This window comes from Pseudomonas sp. R19M (genome assembly GCF_050312585.1).
Classification (GTDB): Bacteria; Pseudomonadota; Gammaproteobacteria; order Pseudomonadales; family Pseudomonadaceae; genus Aquipseudomonas; species Aquipseudomonas palleroniana.
This window is the reverse complement of record NZ_JBNPJV010000057.1, coordinates 1-16,702: the sequence shown is the minus strand read 5'-3', so window position 1 is coordinate 16,702 and position 16,702 is coordinate 1. Positions and strand designations below refer to the sequence as shown.

Here is a 16,702-nt window from a genome sequence, read left to right as displayed (position 1 = left end):
TCTCAGGCGCCTGGTTTTGGGGCGGCTGCGCCCCCCAGCGCGGGGCAAGCCCGCTCACTACAAACAGGGAACAACAGGTTGATCCTGGCAACCAATTTGGCCCTGATTTGCTGATCCTCGCGCAGGCCCATCATTGCAGCGCCTCCAAAGGCTCCACCGCCTTGCGCTTGCCCACGCCATACCAATCCAGTTTGCGTGTCAGCACCATCACCGTCCCCAACAACCCGAACAGCAGCAGCGAGCCCATCAGCAACGCGTAATCCTCGGCGCTCAACAGCCCGTACAACAAGCCGTACAAGGCTGCCAACCCCACCGAAAAACCCAGGCCGTGACTGACGCTGCGCAGCACATGACACACGTAGAAGCCGATCAGCAACACGCAGGCGCTAGCAGAGCACAGATAGGCCATGGCGAACCCTATGTGCTCGGACAATGACAACAGCAGCAGGTAAAAGAACGCCAGCGCAAAGCCCACCAAGGCGTATTGAACCGGGTGCACCGCCAGGCTCTTGAGCACTTCGAACAGGAAGAACCCGGCAAACGTCAGCGCAATAAACAGCAGCGCGTATTTGATCGCACGATCGCTCTTGAGGTACTGGTCCACCGGGTCGATGAAGTTCACGCCAAAGCTGCGATTGTTGAAGTCGTTACAACCCCGCTCGTCCAGGCAGGTTTGCAGGGCTTGTTCCAGGTTGGTGGAGAAAAACGAGGTCTGCCAGTTGGCGGTGAACCCCGTGTCGGTGACCTCGCGCTGGGCCGGCAGGAAATTGCCGATAAAGCTCGGATGCGGCCAGTTGGAAGCCAGGGATACTTGGCTGGTCTTGCCCACCGGAACCACTTGCAGTTGCTCGGTGCCTTGCAGGCGCAGGTCAAAAGCGAAATCCACCACGCTGGTTTTTTTGCTGTCCAGCTCAGGCAGTGTCACGTGCACGCCCTCCCCCAACCAGTCCACTTGGGAGCCAGGCTCGAAGTCCAGGCGCTGGCCACCCAGCTCAAGCTTCAGCGCGTTTTCGATGCCGCGAATATCGCTGATACCGACCGCCAGAAACGCCGCTTCAAAGCGGTAATCGGCAAAGTCCTCGGTGATGCCCAGTTGTGCAGGCAGCTCGAAACGCCCATTGATACGACTGTCGGCATGGAACAGCCGCGCCTGATAGATGCCCCGTGCGCGCAGTTCGGTCTGTACCTTGCCGTCGAGTTCAAAACGGTCCGGCAGGAAATACAGACGACCGCGCTCTTCACGGACTTCCTCGTAGCGCTTGTTGAGCTTTTCATTGAGCTTCCACTCGCGCACGGTCTTGCGATAGGGCACCACCATCACCGGGCCCGTGAGGCGCTGGCTGTAGCTGGAGCTACGGGCAATGTCCATCAAGACGCCGTCGCGCAGCTGCTGGCGGTCGCTGATGATGCCGTTGATCATCAGCAGCGGAATCAGCAACAACACGATCAGCAGCGCAATCGCGCCCAGTTTGAAAAGCAGACTGCGGTTCATGGGTCTCTCCCTGTGTTTGATAGGCAGAGACTGCGCGGCGCGTGTGGGAGATTTATGTGGGCAGTGTGGAGACTGTGTGGAGATGCAGCACCACTTGCACCCCGCCAGGCACATTGCCGATCTGCAACGCACCGCCATGCAGCTTCATCACTTCTTCAACAAAGTTCAGACCCAGGCCGGTGCTTTTGCGCCCGCTGCCCGGGCGTGGCAGCGAGTAGAAGCGCTCACTCAAACGTGGTAGCGCATAGTCGGGAATCGGCGCCGCCTGGTTGAACAGGCTCACCTGCACGTCGTTGTGTCGCGTTTGAGCGCTGAACCGTAGAGCGCCGCCGGGTGGCGTGAAGTCCAAGGCATTATCCAGCAGATTGCCCAGGGCCTGGCGCAACAGGAAGGGCTCACCGAACACCTTCACATCCGTGGCAATCCCTTGTTCGACATGCAAGCCCGCACCTTCGATGCGCGCGCATTGTGCCTTGAGCACTTCGTCGACCATCGCCGCCAGCGCGATGCTTGCCTGCTCTTCCAGGCCCTGGCGTTGCTCGACTTGCGCAAGGTTCAGCAGGCGTTCGATCAGTTGCTGCAGGCGCGCACTTTCACTGTCGATATTGCCAACGAAGCGCTGCTGCTGCTCGCGGGTCATATCGCCCTGCAGCAACTCCGCCGCGCCACGAATCGCCGCCAAGGGGCTTTTCAATTCATGGGTCAGGGTGTGTACGTAATGTTCGACATAGGCCTTGCCTTCCAACTGCGTGCGCATGTGTTCCACCGCCGTGGACAACTGCTTGAGCTCGCCACCGCGGTAATGCGGCAGTTCGGCACGCCGCCCTTCGCTGACCGCCTCGGCGTAAGCGGTCAGTCGTCTTAACGCCGCGCTCACCCACCACGACAGCAATGCGCCCAGTAGTAGGCCGAGGATCACCAACCCGGCGCCGTACCACAGCAGGCGGCGTTCGGTGCGGTCGACATAGGGCTGCAACGAGCTGTTAGGTTTGGCCACCGTGACCACGCCGATGATCTGGCCGTTGTCGCGGATCGGCGCGCCGACGTGCATCACCGAAGAGGTCGGATCGCCCGCATCGCTGCGGGTGGAACGGGCGCCATACTCACCGCGCAGGGTCAGGTACACGTCGTTCCATTGCGAATAATCCTGGCCCACCGCTTCGCCGCTGGAGTCGAGCAGCACGACGCCCTTGGCATCGGTCACGTAGATACGGTGGTTGACCTGATTCTTCGGCAGCCCCCAGATGGTCGCGCCCGGCTGGCGATTGCCGTAAGCCTTGAGCAGTTGCGGCCAATGGCTGTCGCCGAGCGTGCCGTTCTTCACGTCATCGCGCAGGATCTCGGCCAGCAGGTTGGCGGTGTCCACCAGGGTTTCTTCGGTGGACTGGCGCACGCCGGGGCGGATTTCCTTCATCACCGTGTTGAGCACGAAGTAGCCGGTCAGGCCGATGAACAACGCGTACACCAGGAAGATCCGCAGCCCCAGGCGCATCAGCTATGGCTCGGGCTATAGCTGTAGCCCAGGCCGCGATGGGTCTGGATCGGTTCGGCATCCGCCGCAATATTGCGCAACTTGCTGCGCAGGCTTTTGATATGGCTGTCGATATTGCGCTCGTAGCCGGCATCGGCGGGGACGCCCACCGCATCGAGCAACTGCTCGCGGCTGAAGACGCGTTCGGGTTGCTCCAGCAGGCTTTGCAAGAGGCGAAATTCGTGGCGCGTCAGGCTCAACGGCTGGCCGCGATACTGAATCTGCATACGCTCCAGGTCGATCTGGAATGACGTCGGCGCCACGCTGGGGCCGACCCGTTTGAGAATCGCCTTGACCCGCGCGGCCACTTCCCGAGGGCTGAACGGCTTGACCACATAATCGTCGGCGCCGATCTCCAGCCCCACTACCCGGTCGATTTCAGCATCCCGGGCACTGAGAAACATCACCGGCACTTCCGTGAAGCGGCGCAGTTGCTTGCAGGTTTCAAAGCCGCTGATGTCCGGCAGCCCGATGTCGAGGATGATCAAGTCCGCCGGGGTCTGGCGTTGATGAGCCAACGCCTCCTGGCCGAGGCTCAGCCAGGTAGTGCCAAACCCCTCGCCTTGCAAGGCGAATATCAGCGTATCGGCAATCGCCGCTTCGTCTTCGACAATCAGGATGTGGGGCATGGGCTCGATCAGCAGTCGGGTTTGTCGGCAGTGTAACGACGCGCCGGGTTTACCGCTGCGCCGAATTCACGCAGCGCCTTGGCGCCGATCAACAGCGGGTAGTTGAAGCTGCTGCGGTCGGTCAGGTTGACCTCGACCGTGCGCTTGACGTTGCCCAGGCACATTTCCAGGTCGATAACCGGGCGCTTGGCCACGGTGGCTTCGTCCTTGTCCTCGTCCTCATCGGCGCGGCTCTTGATCTTGCTGATGCGCGACACCTTGTGTTCATAGACCTTGTCGCTCGCATCCTTGCCACCGAGGCGGAAACGCACCCAGTCGTCGCCGTCGCGCTGGAAGGTCTCGATGTTGCGCGCCGACAGCGACGCGGTCAGTGCACCGGTGTCCATCTTGGCCTTGAAGGTTTGGCCGATCTCCGGCAACTGGATGTATTCGTAGCGACCGTAGAGGGTCGGTTCGGCGGCCATGACAGGCAAGGCGACCAGGGCAAGCGAGGCAAGGAGCAATTTCACGGAGTGATTTCCTCGAAAGAAGTAGGCGGATTCTAGACCGCAAAAGCGCTGCTTAGTTAGCTCGCTCAACCATACCCGGCACATTGTGAAACATTCGTCCGGCAATTTGCGATTTGGCCTCTAGACTCAGCTTGCTTATCATGGCCCGCCAAACCCTCCCAAGAGTTGCTTATGCGCCGCCTGCTCACCGGCTGTTTTGTCACATTGCTGCTACTGCTCAACACCCTGGTGCTGTTCGGGCCATTGATGGTGTTTGCCCTGCTCAAACTGGTGGCCCCCGGTCGCTTTCGCGACTACGCCTCATGGGCGGTGATGTGGATTGCCGAAACCTGGGCCGAGATCGACAAACTGATCTTTTCGCTGTGCATCCCGACCCAATGGGATATTCGCGGCGGCGCCGACCTGCGCGGTGACACTTCCTACCTGGTCATCAGCAATCACCAATCCTGGGTCGATATTCCGGCGTTGATCCAGACGTTGAACCGGCGCACGCCGTTCTTCAAATTCTTCCTTAAAAAAGAACTGATCTGGGTGCCCTTCCTGGGCCTGGCGTGGTGGGCGCTGGACTACCCGTTCATGAAACGCTACACCAAGGCGTTCCTGGCCAAGCATCCGGAACTGGCGGGGCAGGACTTGAAGATTACCCGGCAGGCTTGCGAACTGTTCAAGCGCCAACCGGTGACGGTGGTCAACTATCTGGAAGGTACGCGCTTCAGCGAGGCCAAACGCAAGCAGCAGGACTCACCCTTCACCCGGTTGCTCAAGCCCAAGGCGGGCGGCGTGGCGTTTGTCTTGGCCGCCATGGGCGAACAGCTGGACGCGATCCTCGACGTGACCGTGGTTTATCCGCAGCAGAAGATTCCGGGCTTCTGGGACTTGATCAGCGGCTCGGTACCAAAGGTGATCATCGATATCCGCACGCGCGAACTGGACCCGGTGTTATGGCAGGGCGATTACGAGAACGATCCGGCTTTTCGCCAGACCGTCCAGAACTGGGTGAACCAGCTCTGGAGGGAGAAGGACCAGCGCATACAGCAACTGTTGTCAGATCAGGCAGCGCCTTAGCGCAGAAGCGACCTGATCTCCAGCATCGCCTGGCCAAGGGATGCAGGCTTTTCAGTCAGCTTGCTGGGATGAATAAACTCCGGGTTCAACGAAGCAATCACCTCTTCGTCCGACATAGGCTTGTAAATATCCACCTGTAACCCGCCGCCCCGCACGGCCTGTGCCAGCTCATCCGCTGAAGGAGTATCGCTCAAGCGCTGCCCCAGGGGCTGATGGTGCTTGCGAACCATGGTGTCTTGCTTGGCGACAGCATCCGCCTGAGCCTGTGTTCCCTGATAAGGCACGGATGCAAGTGCGGTGTCCCTGGCGATCAGTTGCAAGGCGTTATTGAGGCTCGATGCATGGGCAATGTTCATATGAGATGTTCTACCTGAATGAATTGAAGAATCCGCTCCGGGCCTTGCGGCGCCGCGGAACGGTCTCCCTGGGTGGTAAAACATCCCATACGGTTCAAAGAAAAATGTTGCACCACATTCTCAAAACACCTCGGATCTGATCGCGTCAGCCGCCCCAGACACTGCCCAGGCTTTGCAGCAAGGAACCGCCCACGCCTTGGTCGCCCAGGTATTTGAGGATCACCGGTGCAAACTGGCCGACCATCCCACTGTCCATGCCCAAGGCGCTGAACGCGGTGTTCAGGTCGTTGGTGTCTTTTACGTTACCCAGCAGGCCGTCCAGGCCGCTGGTCTTGCTGCCGCCGCTCTGGCCGAGCATGCCGCTCAACGCGCCCAGGCTGCCCAGGGAGTTGGTGCCGGCCAGCTTATCCAGGCCGGGAACGCTCTTGCCCAGTTGCGAATAGTCAGTGCCGCTCAATTGGTTCTTGGCCAGGCCCAGCATGGCGCCGGTGCCACCAATCGCTTGTTCCGGGGTGACATTCAGTTGCGAGGTCAGCGCCTGCAGCAGGCCGGCGGTCTGGGAACTTGGCGCTGCGGCAGCCGCCTTGTTGTTGCCCTGGGCTCCGGAAACGGCATTGGCCACATCACCCAGGCTGAAGCCTGCGGCAAACACCGGGCTGGCGGCCACGGTCAACAGGCAGGACAGGGCAAAACCGCGTGAAATCTTCATCAAGACAACCTCAGAATGTAAGAGCTAAAAAGCAGGCGTTTGACTGACACTCCTGAAGGAATGTTCCCACCCTCAGATTAGTTCAGAAAATATTGCATCCGCAGTTGTGGAAAATTCCGACGAGGTGCGCCGCCCATATCGTTGGGTTCAGGAACCCATCGCCCTTGGCAAGGTCCATCAACTGACTACAAATTTTGTCAGGAACAGACTTATGACTGCGAACCAACCCCAAGTCATTGAGCACAAACCCTCATTCTGGAGCGGCCCTCGCCTGTTCATCGGCGCCTGCGCAGTGGTGGTTGCCGGTATCGGCGGCGCCCTCTATACCCAGGACAGCGTCAAATCCGCTGCCACCCTGGTCACCACCGAACAACAACCGGCCGCGCAGATCATGGCGCACAAGGATTACCTGGAAGTGCAGCCGATCGCTGCCACCGCCCCTGCGCCGGACCACAGCCTGGAGCTGTGGGCGATCCCCGAGGGCGGCACACCGGTTTCACTGGGCCTGTTGCCGGAAGACGGCAAAGGCATTATCGGACTCAACCCTCGCCAACAGGAATCCATCAGCAAGCCGGTGGAATTGATGGTGAGCGCAGAAACCAAAGGTGGCTCGCTCAGCAAGCAGCCGACGGGGCCGACGGTGTACCAGGGGGCGCTGGCGGCTCGATAACGCCATAGTTCAAGCAAACGCATAAGGGCGGTCTTCGGACCGCCCTTATGCGTTCCAGGTAACCTCCAGTAGCAGCTTGCAAAGGAACGAAAGCCCAGAGACTCCCACTCAGGTTGGCCTCCCGCGTACCGACAACCCGCGAGGTTTACCCGTTAACAAGGAGTTAGAACTATGGTAATCGGCCTTCTGCTTTATGCGGCGCGCACCCAGCTGCTGCCACCCCCGCCTCCCGGCATCGACCAATGCCCTGCCACAAAAACTATCCACTCAACGGCCTACACGGATCCTGGCCTGCCACCGCCTTACGGCGAGGGTTATCAATACACGGCCACTGCCAACGGCAGGACATGGACAGGGCAAACGGCGGGAACCGACGATGATTACCTGGCCGCTGAATACGCGCTGCGGCCCGAAGCCATCCATCAACGCAACGGCACGCTGCTGTGTGATTACGGTGGCAATCGCGTGGTCAAAAACGGGGAAGTGGCCGACCCCTACCTGAGGCTGTCGACACTTAAATGATCAAAAAAAATGGCGACCTGTGAAGGTCGCCATTTTTTTCACTGCGCTTTATGCCGCACTGAACAGTTTGTGCGGGTCAATCACAAATTTCTTCGGCACGCCCGCATCGAACTCGCCATACCCACGCGGCGCGTCATCCAGGCTGATCACCTGCACGCCGACGATTTCGGCAATGTTGATACGGTCCCACATGATCGCCTGCATCAGTTGGCGGTTGTACTTCATCACGGGCGTTTGCCCAGTGTGGAAGCTGTGGGATTTGGCCCAGCCCAGGCCAAAGCGAATGCTCAGGCTGCCCATTTTCGCAGCGGCATCCACCGCACCTGGATCTTCGGTGACGTACAGGCCCGGAATCCCGATCTTGCCCGCCACCCGCACGACACCCATCAACGAGTTGAGCACGGTGGCCGGGGCTTCGGCTTTCACGCCTTCATGGCCGTGGCCACGGGCTTCGAAACCTACGGCATCGACGGCGCAGTCAACTTCGGGCTCGCCCAACAGTGCGGCGATTTGCTCGTGCAGAGGCGTGTCTTTGGACAGGTCGGCAATTTCGAACCCCTGGGCCTTGGCGTGAGCCAGGCGGATCGGGTTGACGTCGCCGATGATCACCACCGCCGCGCCCAGCAGGCGGGCGGAAGCGGCAGCGGCCAGACCGACTGGGCCGGCGCCCGCGATGTATACGGTGCTGCCCGGTCCAACGCCCGCCGTGACGGCACCGTGGTAGCCGGTCGGCAGAATGTCGGAGAGGCAAGTCAGGTCGCGGATTTTCTCCATGGCCTTGTCACGGTCCGGCAGTTTCAGCAGGTTGAAATCGGCATACGGCACCAGCACGTATTCGGCCTGGCCGCCGGTCCAGTCGCCCATGTCGACATAACCGTAAGCGCCGCCGGCACGCGCCGGGTTGACGGTCAGGCACACGCCGGTGTGCTGCTCTTTGCAGGAACGGCAGCGGCCGCAGGCAACGTTGAAGGGGACGGAAACCAGGTCGCCGATTTTCAGGTTTTCGACGTCGTTGCCCTTCTCGATCACTTCGCCGGTGATCTCGTGACCGAGCACCAGGCCGGTCTGGGCAGTGGTACGGCCACGCACCATGTGTTGGTCGGAGCCGCAGATATTGGTGGAAACCACGCGCAGGATGACGCCGTGCTCAATCTTCCTGCCACGGGGGTCCTGCATTTTGGGATAGTCGATTTTCTGTACTTCGACCTTGCCGTTGCCGAGATACACGACACCACGATTACCAGACATGCTTTCACCTCGCTGTTGTTTTTATGGAACCACGTTGCCCAGGCAGGCAGCGCGTTAAGTGCTCGGGTACAGATGCTGTTTTTGCGTTGTTAGTGAGGGCCTCATCGGGGGCAAGCCCCCTCCCACATTTGAAGGTATTCACAATTCCAGGGTGGGAGGGGGCTTGCTCCCGATAGCCTCAGTCAGAGCACCACCGTTCTATTGGCGTTCAAAAACACCCGCCGCTCAATGTGATACCCCACCGCACGGGCGAGGGTCAGCCCTTCGATATCGCGCCCTTTGGCAATCAAGTCCTCGGGATAATGGCTGTGATCCACCACCTCCACGCCCTGGGCGATGATCGGCCCTTCATCCAGATCGTTGTTGATGTAATGCGCCGTAGCCCCCACCAGCTTCACGCCCTTGTTGTACGCCTGGTGATACGGCTTGGCGCCCTTGAACCCGGGTAGCAACGAGTGGTGGATGTTGATGGCCTTGCCGTCCAGCTTGCGGCACAACTCCGGCGACAGCACTTGCATGTAGCGCGCAAGGATCACCAGTTCAGCGCCGGTGTCTTCCACCACTTGCCACACCTGACGCTCCTGGGACGGCTTGTCGTTGGGGTCGAGGGGGAAATGGTAGTAGGGAATCTGGTGCCAGTCGGCCAGGGGTTTCAAATCGGGATGGTTGGACACCACCGCCACCACGTCCATCGACAGCTGGCCGATGCGCTGGCGATACAACAGGTCGTTGAGGCAGTGATCGGCCTTGGACACCATGATCACCACTTTGGGCCGATAGTTCGGCGCCGTCAGCTCGAAGATCATGCCGAAGGCTTCACCGCGTGTGGCCAGGCCATCGCGGAAAGCCTGTTCGTCAAAACCGTCGGGCTGGCGGAATTCCACGCGGATGAAGAACCGGCCCGAGAGCCGGTCATCGAACGAGTGGTGCTCGGTAACATAGCAACCCTGTTCGAACAGGTAGCGGGTGACCGCGTCCACCGTGCCGAGCACGCTGGGGCAGTCGGCGGTCAAAATCCATGTATCGGGTGCGCGGCTCATAACAGGTAACTCCTTGATCGTTCCCACGCTCTGCGTGGGAATGCCGCCATGGACGCTCGGCGTCCGCTCTTGGGGACGCAGAGCGCCCGGGGATGCATTCCCACGCGGAGCGTGGGAACGATCATGCAACCACGCTGAGGCCGAATTCGGCCGAGGCATCCTGCAACCACAACCACCAGTAATCCGAGAAGCTGCGACGAATCACCAGTTCCCAGGTGTCTTCAGCGGTGTGGCGGATCACCAATTGCGACTTGGCGAACACCGTGCCCACGGCCTTGCCCACCGGGAAGTTGTTGGGGTGCACGTCATAGCTGGTGGACTTCATCAACACATCACGCACATTCGGGCCGCTGAGCTCGAGGATCTGCTGGCCGCCACTGACGTTGACGACCTGGATATGCAGGTCACCCAGGGCGGCGCGCAGGTTCTGCTCGGTGGCGAACTCTTCACCGCTGGGCACCACCAGCAACCATTCATCCGGGCCGAGCCATTGCAGGCTGGTTTCGCCCTTGACGATAACTTGCAGGGCACCGGGCAACTCGATGCCAAGCGCCTTGTGCACGCCGGCGGCGAAGGCGGCGTCATGCCCATCGCCACGAAGGGTCAGGTGGCCCAGGAGTTTTTTCTCGCGGACGGTAACGCCTGCATTTTTACGGCCCTTGCCGACCAGGCTGGCGAGGTCGGCATGGTGCAGCGACGACTCGGCCTTGGCGCCGTTAGTGGGGCGTTGTGGGTAAACATTGGCTGCTGTCATATAGCACCTGTTCTGAATTGATCGTTCCCACGCTCTGCGTGGGAATGCCGCGATGGACGCTCGGCGTCCGCTCTTGGGACGCCGCGCGTCCCGGGATGCATCCCCACGCAGCGCGTGGGAACGATCAGGTGTCAAATGTTCTGGCGATCGCCTTTCGGGTCAAAGAACACCGAAGACACAATCTCCGCTTCGATCACGCTGCCATCGGCCTGCGGTGAGAACACCCGCTCGCCGATACGCTTCAAGCCGCCCTTGACCACCGCCATCGCGAACGAATAACCGAGGGAGTTGTGGGCATAGCTGGAGGTCACGTGACCGACCATCTTCATCGGGATCGACTGTTTCGGATCGAACACCAACTGCGCGCCTTCCGGCAGCCACACTTTTGGATCGACCGGCTTCAAGCCCACCAGTTGCTTGCGTTCTTCACGCACGCAGTCTTCACGGTTCATGCCGCGCCAGCCGATCCACGAGAACGGCTTGGTACGCCCGACACACCAGCCCATGTTCAGGTCGTCAGGGGTCATCGAGCCATCGGTGTCCTGGCCGACGATGATGAAGCCCTTCTCGGCCCGCAGTACGTGCATGGTCTCGGTGCCGTACGGGGTCAGGTTGTACTTCTTGCCGGCCTCGACGATTTTTTCCAGCACGCCCATCGCGTAGTCGGCCTGTACGTTGACTTCGTACGACAGCTCGCCGGTAAACGAGATGCGGAACACCCGCGCCGGCACCCCACCCACCAGACCTTCTTTCCAGGTCATGAACGGGAAGCCGTCCTTGTCCAGGTCGATGTCGGTGACTTCGGCCAGCAGCTTGCGGCTGTTGGGGCCGGACAGGGTCATGGTCGCCCAGTGGTCGGTGACCGAGGTGAAGTACACCTTGAGGTCCGGCCATTCGGTCTGTTGGTAGATTTCCAGCCACTGGAGAACGCGCGCGGCGCCGCCGGTGGTGGTGGTCATCAGGAAGTGGTTGTCGGCCAGACAGGCGGTGACGCCGTCGTCGAAGACCATACCGTCTTCCTTGCACATCAGGCCGTAGCGCGCCTTACCCACGTCGAGCTTGGTCCAGGCGTTGCTGTAGATGCGGTTGAGGAACTCGCGGGCATCCGGGCCTTGAATGTCGATCTTGCCGAGGGTGGAGGCATCCAGCAGGCCGACGCTGTCGCGCACGGCCAGGCATTCGCGTTTCACCGCAGCGTGCAGGTCTTCGCCATTGCGTGGGAAGTACCACGGGCGTTTCCATTGGCCGACGTCTTCAAACTCGGCGCCGTTCTTGACGTGCCAGGCGTGCAGCGCGGTGTAGCGAACCGGTTCGAAGATGTGCCCACAGTGACGGCCCGCCACTGCGCCGAATGTCACCGGCGTGTAGTTGGGACGGAACATGGTGGTGCCCATCTGCGGGATGGTCACGTTCAGGGAGCGCGCCGCAATCGCCAGGCCGTTGACGTTACCCAGCTTGCCCTGGTCGGTGCCGAAGCCCAGCGCGGTGTAGCGTTTGACGTGCTCGACCGACTCGAAACCTTCGCGGGTCGCCAGTTCGATGGCGGCGGCGGTCACGTCGTTCTGCAGGTCGACAAATTGCTTGGGCGCCCGTGCGGTGGCTTTTTCGTGAGGCACCTGGAACAGCGCCAGGGTCGGCTCTTCCAGACGGCTCAAAGCCTTGGGCAGCGTGCCTTCCACGGGTGCAAACCCGGCTTCGCTGGCGGCGCGCACGCCCCCTTCAAAACCATCGGCCAGGGAATCGCCAAGGCTGTAGACGCCGTTGATGCCGCCGACACACACCCGTTTCTGCGGGGCTTCGCCCGGTACAAAACCGAGGATGTCTTCACGCCAGGTCGGCTTGCCGCCCAGGTGCGAGGCCAAGTGAACCACGGGGCTGTAGCCACCGGAGCTGGCGACCAGGTCGCAGTCCAGCCACTCGCCGGGGCTGGTGACTTTATGCGCCTTGACGTCGATGGCCGCCACACGTGCGCCGGTCACATGCTTGCTGCCACGCGCTTCAATCACGGCGCTGCCGGTGAGAATGCGGATGCCTTTGGCACGGGCCTCTTCAACCAGGGCGCCGCGTGGGTTGTGGCGTGCATCGGCCACGGCCACCACTTGCAGGCCTGCGTCGAACCAGTCCAGCGCCACGCGGTAGGCGTGGTCGTTGTTGGTCGACAGCACCAGTTTTTTGCCCGGTGCCACGCCGTAGCGGCGCACATAGGTGGAGACTGCACCGGCGAGCATGTTGCCCGGCACGTCGTTGTTGCCGTACACCAGCGGGCGCTCGCAGGCACCGGTCGCGAGGACGACACGCTTGGCCCGTACCCGATGGATACGCTGACGCACCACACCCACCGGTGCACGGTCACCGAGGTGGTCGGTGAGGCGTTCGTGAATGGTCAGGAAGTTATGGTCGTGGTAGCCGTTGACGGTGGCGCGAGGCAGCAGCACCACGTCCGGCAGGGCTTTCAATTCGGCGATCACGCTAGCGACCCACTCCATGGCCGGCTTGCCGTCGAGGCTTTCGCGGGAGTCGAGCAGCGAACCGCCGAACTCTTCCTGCTCATCGGCAATGATCACCCGCGCCCCGCTGCGCGCGGCAGCCAGTGCAGCGGCCAGGCCGGCGGGGCCTGCGCCCACCACCAGCACGTCGCAGTGACGGTTCATGTTGTCGTAGGTGTCCGGGTCGTTCTCGGTCGGCGAGCGACCCAGGCCGGCAGCCTTGCGGATGTACTTCTCGTAAGTCATCCAGAACGATTGGGGGTACATGAAGGTTTTGTAGTAGAAACCCGGCGGCATCAGCTTGCCGCCGACCTTGCCGAGGATGCCCATCATGTCGTTGTTCACGCTCGGCCAACCGTTGGTGCTGGTGGCGACGAGGCCCTGGTACAGCGCCTGTTGCGTGGCGCGCACGTTGGGAATCTGGGTGGCTTCGGTGGCACCGATCTGCAGCACCGCGTTCGGCTCTTCGGCGCCGGCGGCGAAGATGCCGCGTGGACGCGAATATTTGAAACTGCGGCCGATGATGTCGACGCCATTGGCCAGCAGTGCGGCGGCCAGGGTGTCGCCTTCGAAGCCCTTGTAGCTCTGGCCATTGAAGGTAAACGTCAGGACTTTATTACGGTCGATGCGGCCACCGTTGGACAGGCGATTGGTCTGGCTCATACCTTCTCTCCAGAGGCCTTGGCGGTGAATTGTGGCTTCTCACCGATCTTGTAGGTTTCAAGAATTTCGTAAGTCACGGTATCGCGGGTGGCGTTGAAATACTGGCGGCAACCGGCAGCGTGAATCCACAGCTCATGGTGCAGGCCGCGCGGGTTGTCGCGGAAGAACATGTAGTCCCCCCACTCTTCATCGGTGCAGGCATTCGGGTCCAGCGGGCGCGGGATGTGCGCTTGGCCGGACGCATGGAATTCCTCTTCGGAGCGCAGTTCGCCACAGTGAGGACAGAAGATATGCAACATAGGGAATTTCTCCTGTTAGTGGGCGACGGCCGCAGCGCCGTGTTCGTCGATCAACGCACCGTTGTGGAAACGGTCGATGGAGAATGGCGCGGCCAGCGGGTGCATTTCACCCTTGGCCAGGCTTGCGGCGAAGACGTTGCCTGAGCCTGGGGTGGCCTTGAAGCCGCCGGTGCCCCAGCCGCAGTTGAAGAACATGTTCGGTACCGGGGTTTTCGAAATGATCGGGCACGCGTCCGGCGTGGTGTCGACGATGCCGCCCCACTGACGGTTCATGCGCACGCGCGACAGCACCGGGAACATCTCGACGATGGCCTGGATAGTGTGTTCGATCACCGGGTACGAACCGCGCTGGCCGTAGCCGTTGTAGCCGTCGATGCCGGCGCCGATCACCAGGTCGCCCTTGTCGGACTGGCTGATGTAACCGTGCACGGCGTTGGACATGATCACGCTGTCGATAATCGGCTTGATCGGCTCCGACACCAGTGCCTGCAGCGGGTGGGATTCGATCGGCAGGCGGAAACCGGCGAGCGACGCCATGTGCCCGGAGTTACCCGCGGTGACCACACCGACGCGCTTGGCGCCGATGAAGCCCTTGTTGGTTTCCACGCCGATGCACACACCGTTTTCCTTGCGGAAACCGATGACTTCGGTCTGCTGGATCAAGTCCACGCCAAGTGCGTCAGCCGCACGGGCAAAGCCCCAGGCCACGGCATCGTGACGGGCCACGCCGCCACGCCGTTGCACGGTGGCGCCGAGTACCGGGTAACGGGTGTTTTTCGAGCAGTCGAGGTACGGGATCTCGTCGGCCACTTGCTTGGCGTTGAGCAGTTCGCCGTCCACGCCGTTAAGGCGGTTGGCGCTCACACGCCGCTCGGAATCACGGATGTCCTGCAGGGTGTGGCACAGGTTGTACACGCCGCGCTGCGAGAACATCACGTTGTAGTTCAGGTCCTGGGACAAACCTTCCCACAGCTTCATCGCGTGTTCGTACAGGTGCGCCGACTCGTCCCACAGGTAGTTGGAACGCACGATGGTGGTATTGCGCGCGGTGTTGCCGCCGCCCAACCAACCTTTCTCGACCACGGCCACATTGGTGATGCCGTGTTCCTTGGCCAGGTAGTAGGCGGTCGCCAGACCATGCCCGCCACCGCCGACGATGACCACGTCGTAGACCTTTTTCGGGGTCGGCGTGCGCCACATCTTCTGCCAGTTTTCGTGGTGGCTGAGGGAGTGCTTGAAGAGGCCGAAGCCCGAGTAGCGTTGCATAGTCATTACTCCAAAACCGCGCTCAGCGATAAACCGGGAAATCAGCGCACAGGGCAGACACGTGCTTGGCCACGTTGGCCTCGACGTCGGCGTCGCCGAGGTTGTCGAGGATGTCGCAGATCCAGCCGGCCAGTTCGATGCACTGCGGCACTTTGAAACCACGCGTGGTCACCGCCGGGGTGCCGATGCGCAGGCCCGAGGTCACGAAGGGCGACTGCGGGTCGTTCGGCACGGCGTTCTTGTTGACGGTGATGTGGGCGCGGCCCAGGGCGGCGTCCGCCTCTTTGCCGGTGAGGCCCTGACGGATCAGGCTGACCAGAAACAGGTGGTTATCGGTACCGCCGGACACTACATCGTAGCCGCGTTTGATAAACACGCTGGCCATGGCCTGTGCGTTGTCGATCACTTGTTGCTGATAAGCCTTGAAACCAGGTTCCAGCGCTTCCTTGAAGCACACTGCCTTGCCGGCGATGACGTGCATCAGCGGGCCGCCCTGGGCGCCGGGGAATACCGCAGCGTTGAGTTTCTTTTCGATTTCTTCGTTGGACTTGGCCAGGATCAGGCCGCCCCGTGGACCGCGCAGGGTCTTGTGGGTAGTGGTGGTCACCACGTCAGCGTACGGCAGTGGGTTGGGGTACAGGCCAGCGGCAACCAGGCCGGCAACGTGAGCCATGTCGACGAACAGCAGCGCGCCGACCTTGTCGGCGATCTGACGAAAACGTGGGAAATCCAGAGTCTTGGAGTAGGCGGAAAAGCCTGCAACGATCATCTTCGGTTTGTGCTCAACCGCCAGACGCTCGACTTCGTCGTAGTCGATCAAGCCGGTGTCGGTGTTGATGCCGTATTGCACCGCGTTGTACAGCTTGCCCGAGGACGACACCTTGGCACCGTGGGTCAGGTGACCGCCGTGGGCCAGGCTCATGCCCAGAATGGTATCGCCCGCTTGCAGCAGGGCCAGGTACACCGCGCTGTTGGCGGACGAACCGGAGTGCGGCTGTACGTTGGCGTAATCGGCACCGAACAGCTGCTTGGCGCGCTCGATGGCCAGGGCTTCCACCTTGTCCACGTGCTCGCAGCCGCCGTAGTAGCGCTTGCCCGGGTAGCCTTCGGCGTATTTGTTGGTCAAGCCACTGCCTTGGGCTTGCATCACGCGTTTGCTGGTGTAGTTCTCTGACGCGATCAGCTCGATATGATCTTCCTGGCGCTGCTCCTCGGCATTCATGGCCGCCAGCAGTGCGTCGTCATATCCCTGGATCTGGTCTTGTTTGCTGAACATCGCGTCTCTCCCAGCCTTTCGTATTGGTGAGGCCCATACAGGCCCTTTGATGCGATGGTAGGGCTGGCGCAGACAGGTCAAATGCCTACGCACGCCACGCAAAGGTGCGTTTACGACATGGCCCGAACAACACAGAACAAATGTGGGAGGGGGCTTGCTCCCGATAGCGGTGGGCCAGCTTTCAAAT

16 protein-coding genes are annotated in these 16,702 nt (G+C 61.2%); 3 read left to right on the top strand and 13 right to left on the bottom strand.

Annotated elements, in window-relative coordinates; genetic code table 11:
* Nucleotides 1–130 precede the first annotated feature (130 nt).
* The 4 genes from creD to ACQRBT_RS11620 are packed head-to-tail and all read right to left on the bottom strand — an operon-like array spanning nt 131 to nt 4,161.
* Nucleotides 131–1,492, bottom strand: a complete 1,362-nt coding sequence (creD, locus tag ACQRBT_RS11635; RefSeq protein WP_412047661.1) for a cell envelope integrity protein CreD — start codon at nt 1,490–1,492, stop codon at nt 131–133.
* A 52-nt stretch (nt 1,493–1,544) separates the two neighbouring features.
* Nucleotides 1,545–2,984, bottom strand: a complete 1,440-nt coding sequence (gene creC, locus ACQRBT_RS11630) for a two-component system sensor histidine kinase CreC (RefSeq protein WP_161548697.1) — start codon at nt 2,982–2,984, stop codon at nt 1,545–1,547.
* Complete coding sequence (creB, locus tag ACQRBT_RS11625) at nt 2,984–3,652, bottom strand: two-component system response regulator CreB (RefSeq protein ID WP_060753352.1); 669 nt, start codon at nt 3,650–3,652, stop codon at nt 2,984–2,986. The genes creC and creB overlap by 1 nt, the downstream gene beginning before the upstream one ends.
* 8 nt (nt 3,653–3,660) lie before the next feature.
* Nucleotides 3,661–4,161 (bottom strand): ATP-dependent zinc protease family protein, encoded by a 501-nt coding sequence (locus ACQRBT_RS11620; RefSeq protein ID WP_060753353.1) that lies wholly within the window; start codon nt 4,159–4,161, stop codon nt 3,661–3,663.
* A gap of 171 nt (nt 4,162–4,332) precedes the next feature.
* Here ACQRBT_RS11620 and ACQRBT_RS11615 point away from each other — a divergent pair, with 171 nt between their 5' ends.
* The gene (locus ACQRBT_RS11615; protein WP_161548695.1) at nt 4,333–5,226 is read left to right on the top strand and encodes an acyltransferase; all 894 of its coding nucleotides are present in this window, start codon (nt 4,333–4,335) and stop codon (nt 5,224–5,226) included.
* Here the strand turns inward: ACQRBT_RS11615 and ACQRBT_RS11610 are convergent.
* Together ACQRBT_RS11610 and ACQRBT_RS11605 are read right to left on the bottom strand one after the other, a co-directional pair.
* Nucleotides 5,223–5,582: a hypothetical protein gene (locus tag ACQRBT_RS11610; RefSeq protein WP_412047662.1), complete on the bottom strand. Its 360-nt coding sequence runs from the start codon at nt 5,580–5,582 to the stop codon at nt 5,223–5,225. The genes ACQRBT_RS11615 and ACQRBT_RS11610 overlap by 4 nt on opposite strands.
* 145 nt (nt 5,583–5,727) lie before the next feature.
* Nucleotides 5,728–6,291 (bottom strand): DUF2780 domain-containing protein, encoded by a 564-nt coding sequence (locus ACQRBT_RS11605; RefSeq protein ID WP_060753356.1) that lies wholly within the window; start codon nt 6,289–6,291, stop codon nt 5,728–5,730.
* Between the two features lie 211 nt (nt 6,292–6,502).
* Here ACQRBT_RS11605 and ACQRBT_RS11600 point away from each other — a divergent pair, with 211 nt between their 5' ends.
* Nucleotides 6,503–6,961, top strand: a complete 459-nt coding sequence (locus tag ACQRBT_RS11600) for an anti-sigma factor domain-containing protein (RefSeq protein ID WP_060753357.1) — start codon at nt 6,503–6,505, stop codon at nt 6,959–6,961.
* A 171-nt stretch (nt 6,962–7,132) separates the two neighbouring features.
* Nucleotides 7,133–7,483 (top strand): hypothetical protein, encoded by a 351-nt coding sequence (locus tag ACQRBT_RS11595; protein WP_244700851.1) that lies wholly within the window; start codon nt 7,133–7,135, stop codon nt 7,481–7,483.
* Nucleotides 7,484–7,531: 48 nt separating this feature from the next.
* Here ACQRBT_RS11595 and fdhA read toward each other — a convergent pair whose 3' ends face one another.
* The 7 genes from fdhA to glyA form a co-directional block, all read right to left on the bottom strand.
* The gene (gene fdhA / locus ACQRBT_RS11590; RefSeq protein WP_060753358.1) at nt 7,532–8,731 is read right to left on the bottom strand and encodes a formaldehyde dehydrogenase, glutathione-independent; all 1,200 of its coding nucleotides are present in this window, start codon (nt 8,729–8,731) and stop codon (nt 7,532–7,534) included.
* Nucleotides 8,732–8,913: 182 nt separating this feature from the next.
* Nucleotides 8,914–9,771 carry a formyltetrahydrofolate deformylase gene (gene purU, locus ACQRBT_RS11585; RefSeq protein WP_005792124.1) on the bottom strand — a complete coding sequence of 286 codons (858 nt, stop codon included), beginning with the start codon at nt 9,769–9,771 and terminating at the stop codon, nt 8,914–8,916.
* A 121-nt stretch (nt 9,772–9,892) separates the two neighbouring features.
* On the bottom strand, nt 9,893–10,525 hold the full coding sequence (locus ACQRBT_RS11580) for a sarcosine oxidase subunit gamma (RefSeq protein WP_412047663.1): 633 nt from the start codon (nt 10,523–10,525) through the stop codon (nt 9,893–9,895).
* Between the two features lie 131 nt (nt 10,526–10,656).
* Nucleotides 10,657–13,674: a sarcosine oxidase subunit alpha gene (locus tag ACQRBT_RS11575; RefSeq protein WP_104994877.1), complete on the bottom strand. Its 3,018-nt coding sequence runs from the start codon at nt 13,672–13,674 to the stop codon at nt 10,657–10,659.
* Entirely contained in the window at nt 13,671–13,973 is a 303-nt protein-coding gene (locus ACQRBT_RS11570) for a sarcosine oxidase subunit delta (RefSeq protein WP_027605979.1), read from the bottom strand. The genes ACQRBT_RS11575 and ACQRBT_RS11570 overlap by 4 nt, the downstream gene beginning before the upstream one ends.
* 15 nt (nt 13,974–13,988) lie before the next feature.
* Complete coding sequence (locus ACQRBT_RS11565; protein ID WP_010207084.1) at nt 13,989–15,239, bottom strand: sarcosine oxidase subunit beta; 1,251 nt, start codon at nt 15,237–15,239, stop codon at nt 13,989–13,991.
* A 22-nt stretch (nt 15,240–15,261) separates the two neighbouring features.
* Nucleotides 15,262–16,515 carry a serine hydroxymethyltransferase gene (gene glyA / locus ACQRBT_RS11560; protein WP_060753361.1) on the bottom strand — a complete coding sequence of 418 codons (1,254 nt, stop codon included), beginning with the start codon at nt 16,513–16,515 and terminating at the stop codon, nt 15,262–15,264.
* Between the last annotated feature and the right edge of the window lie 187 nt (nt 16,516–16,702).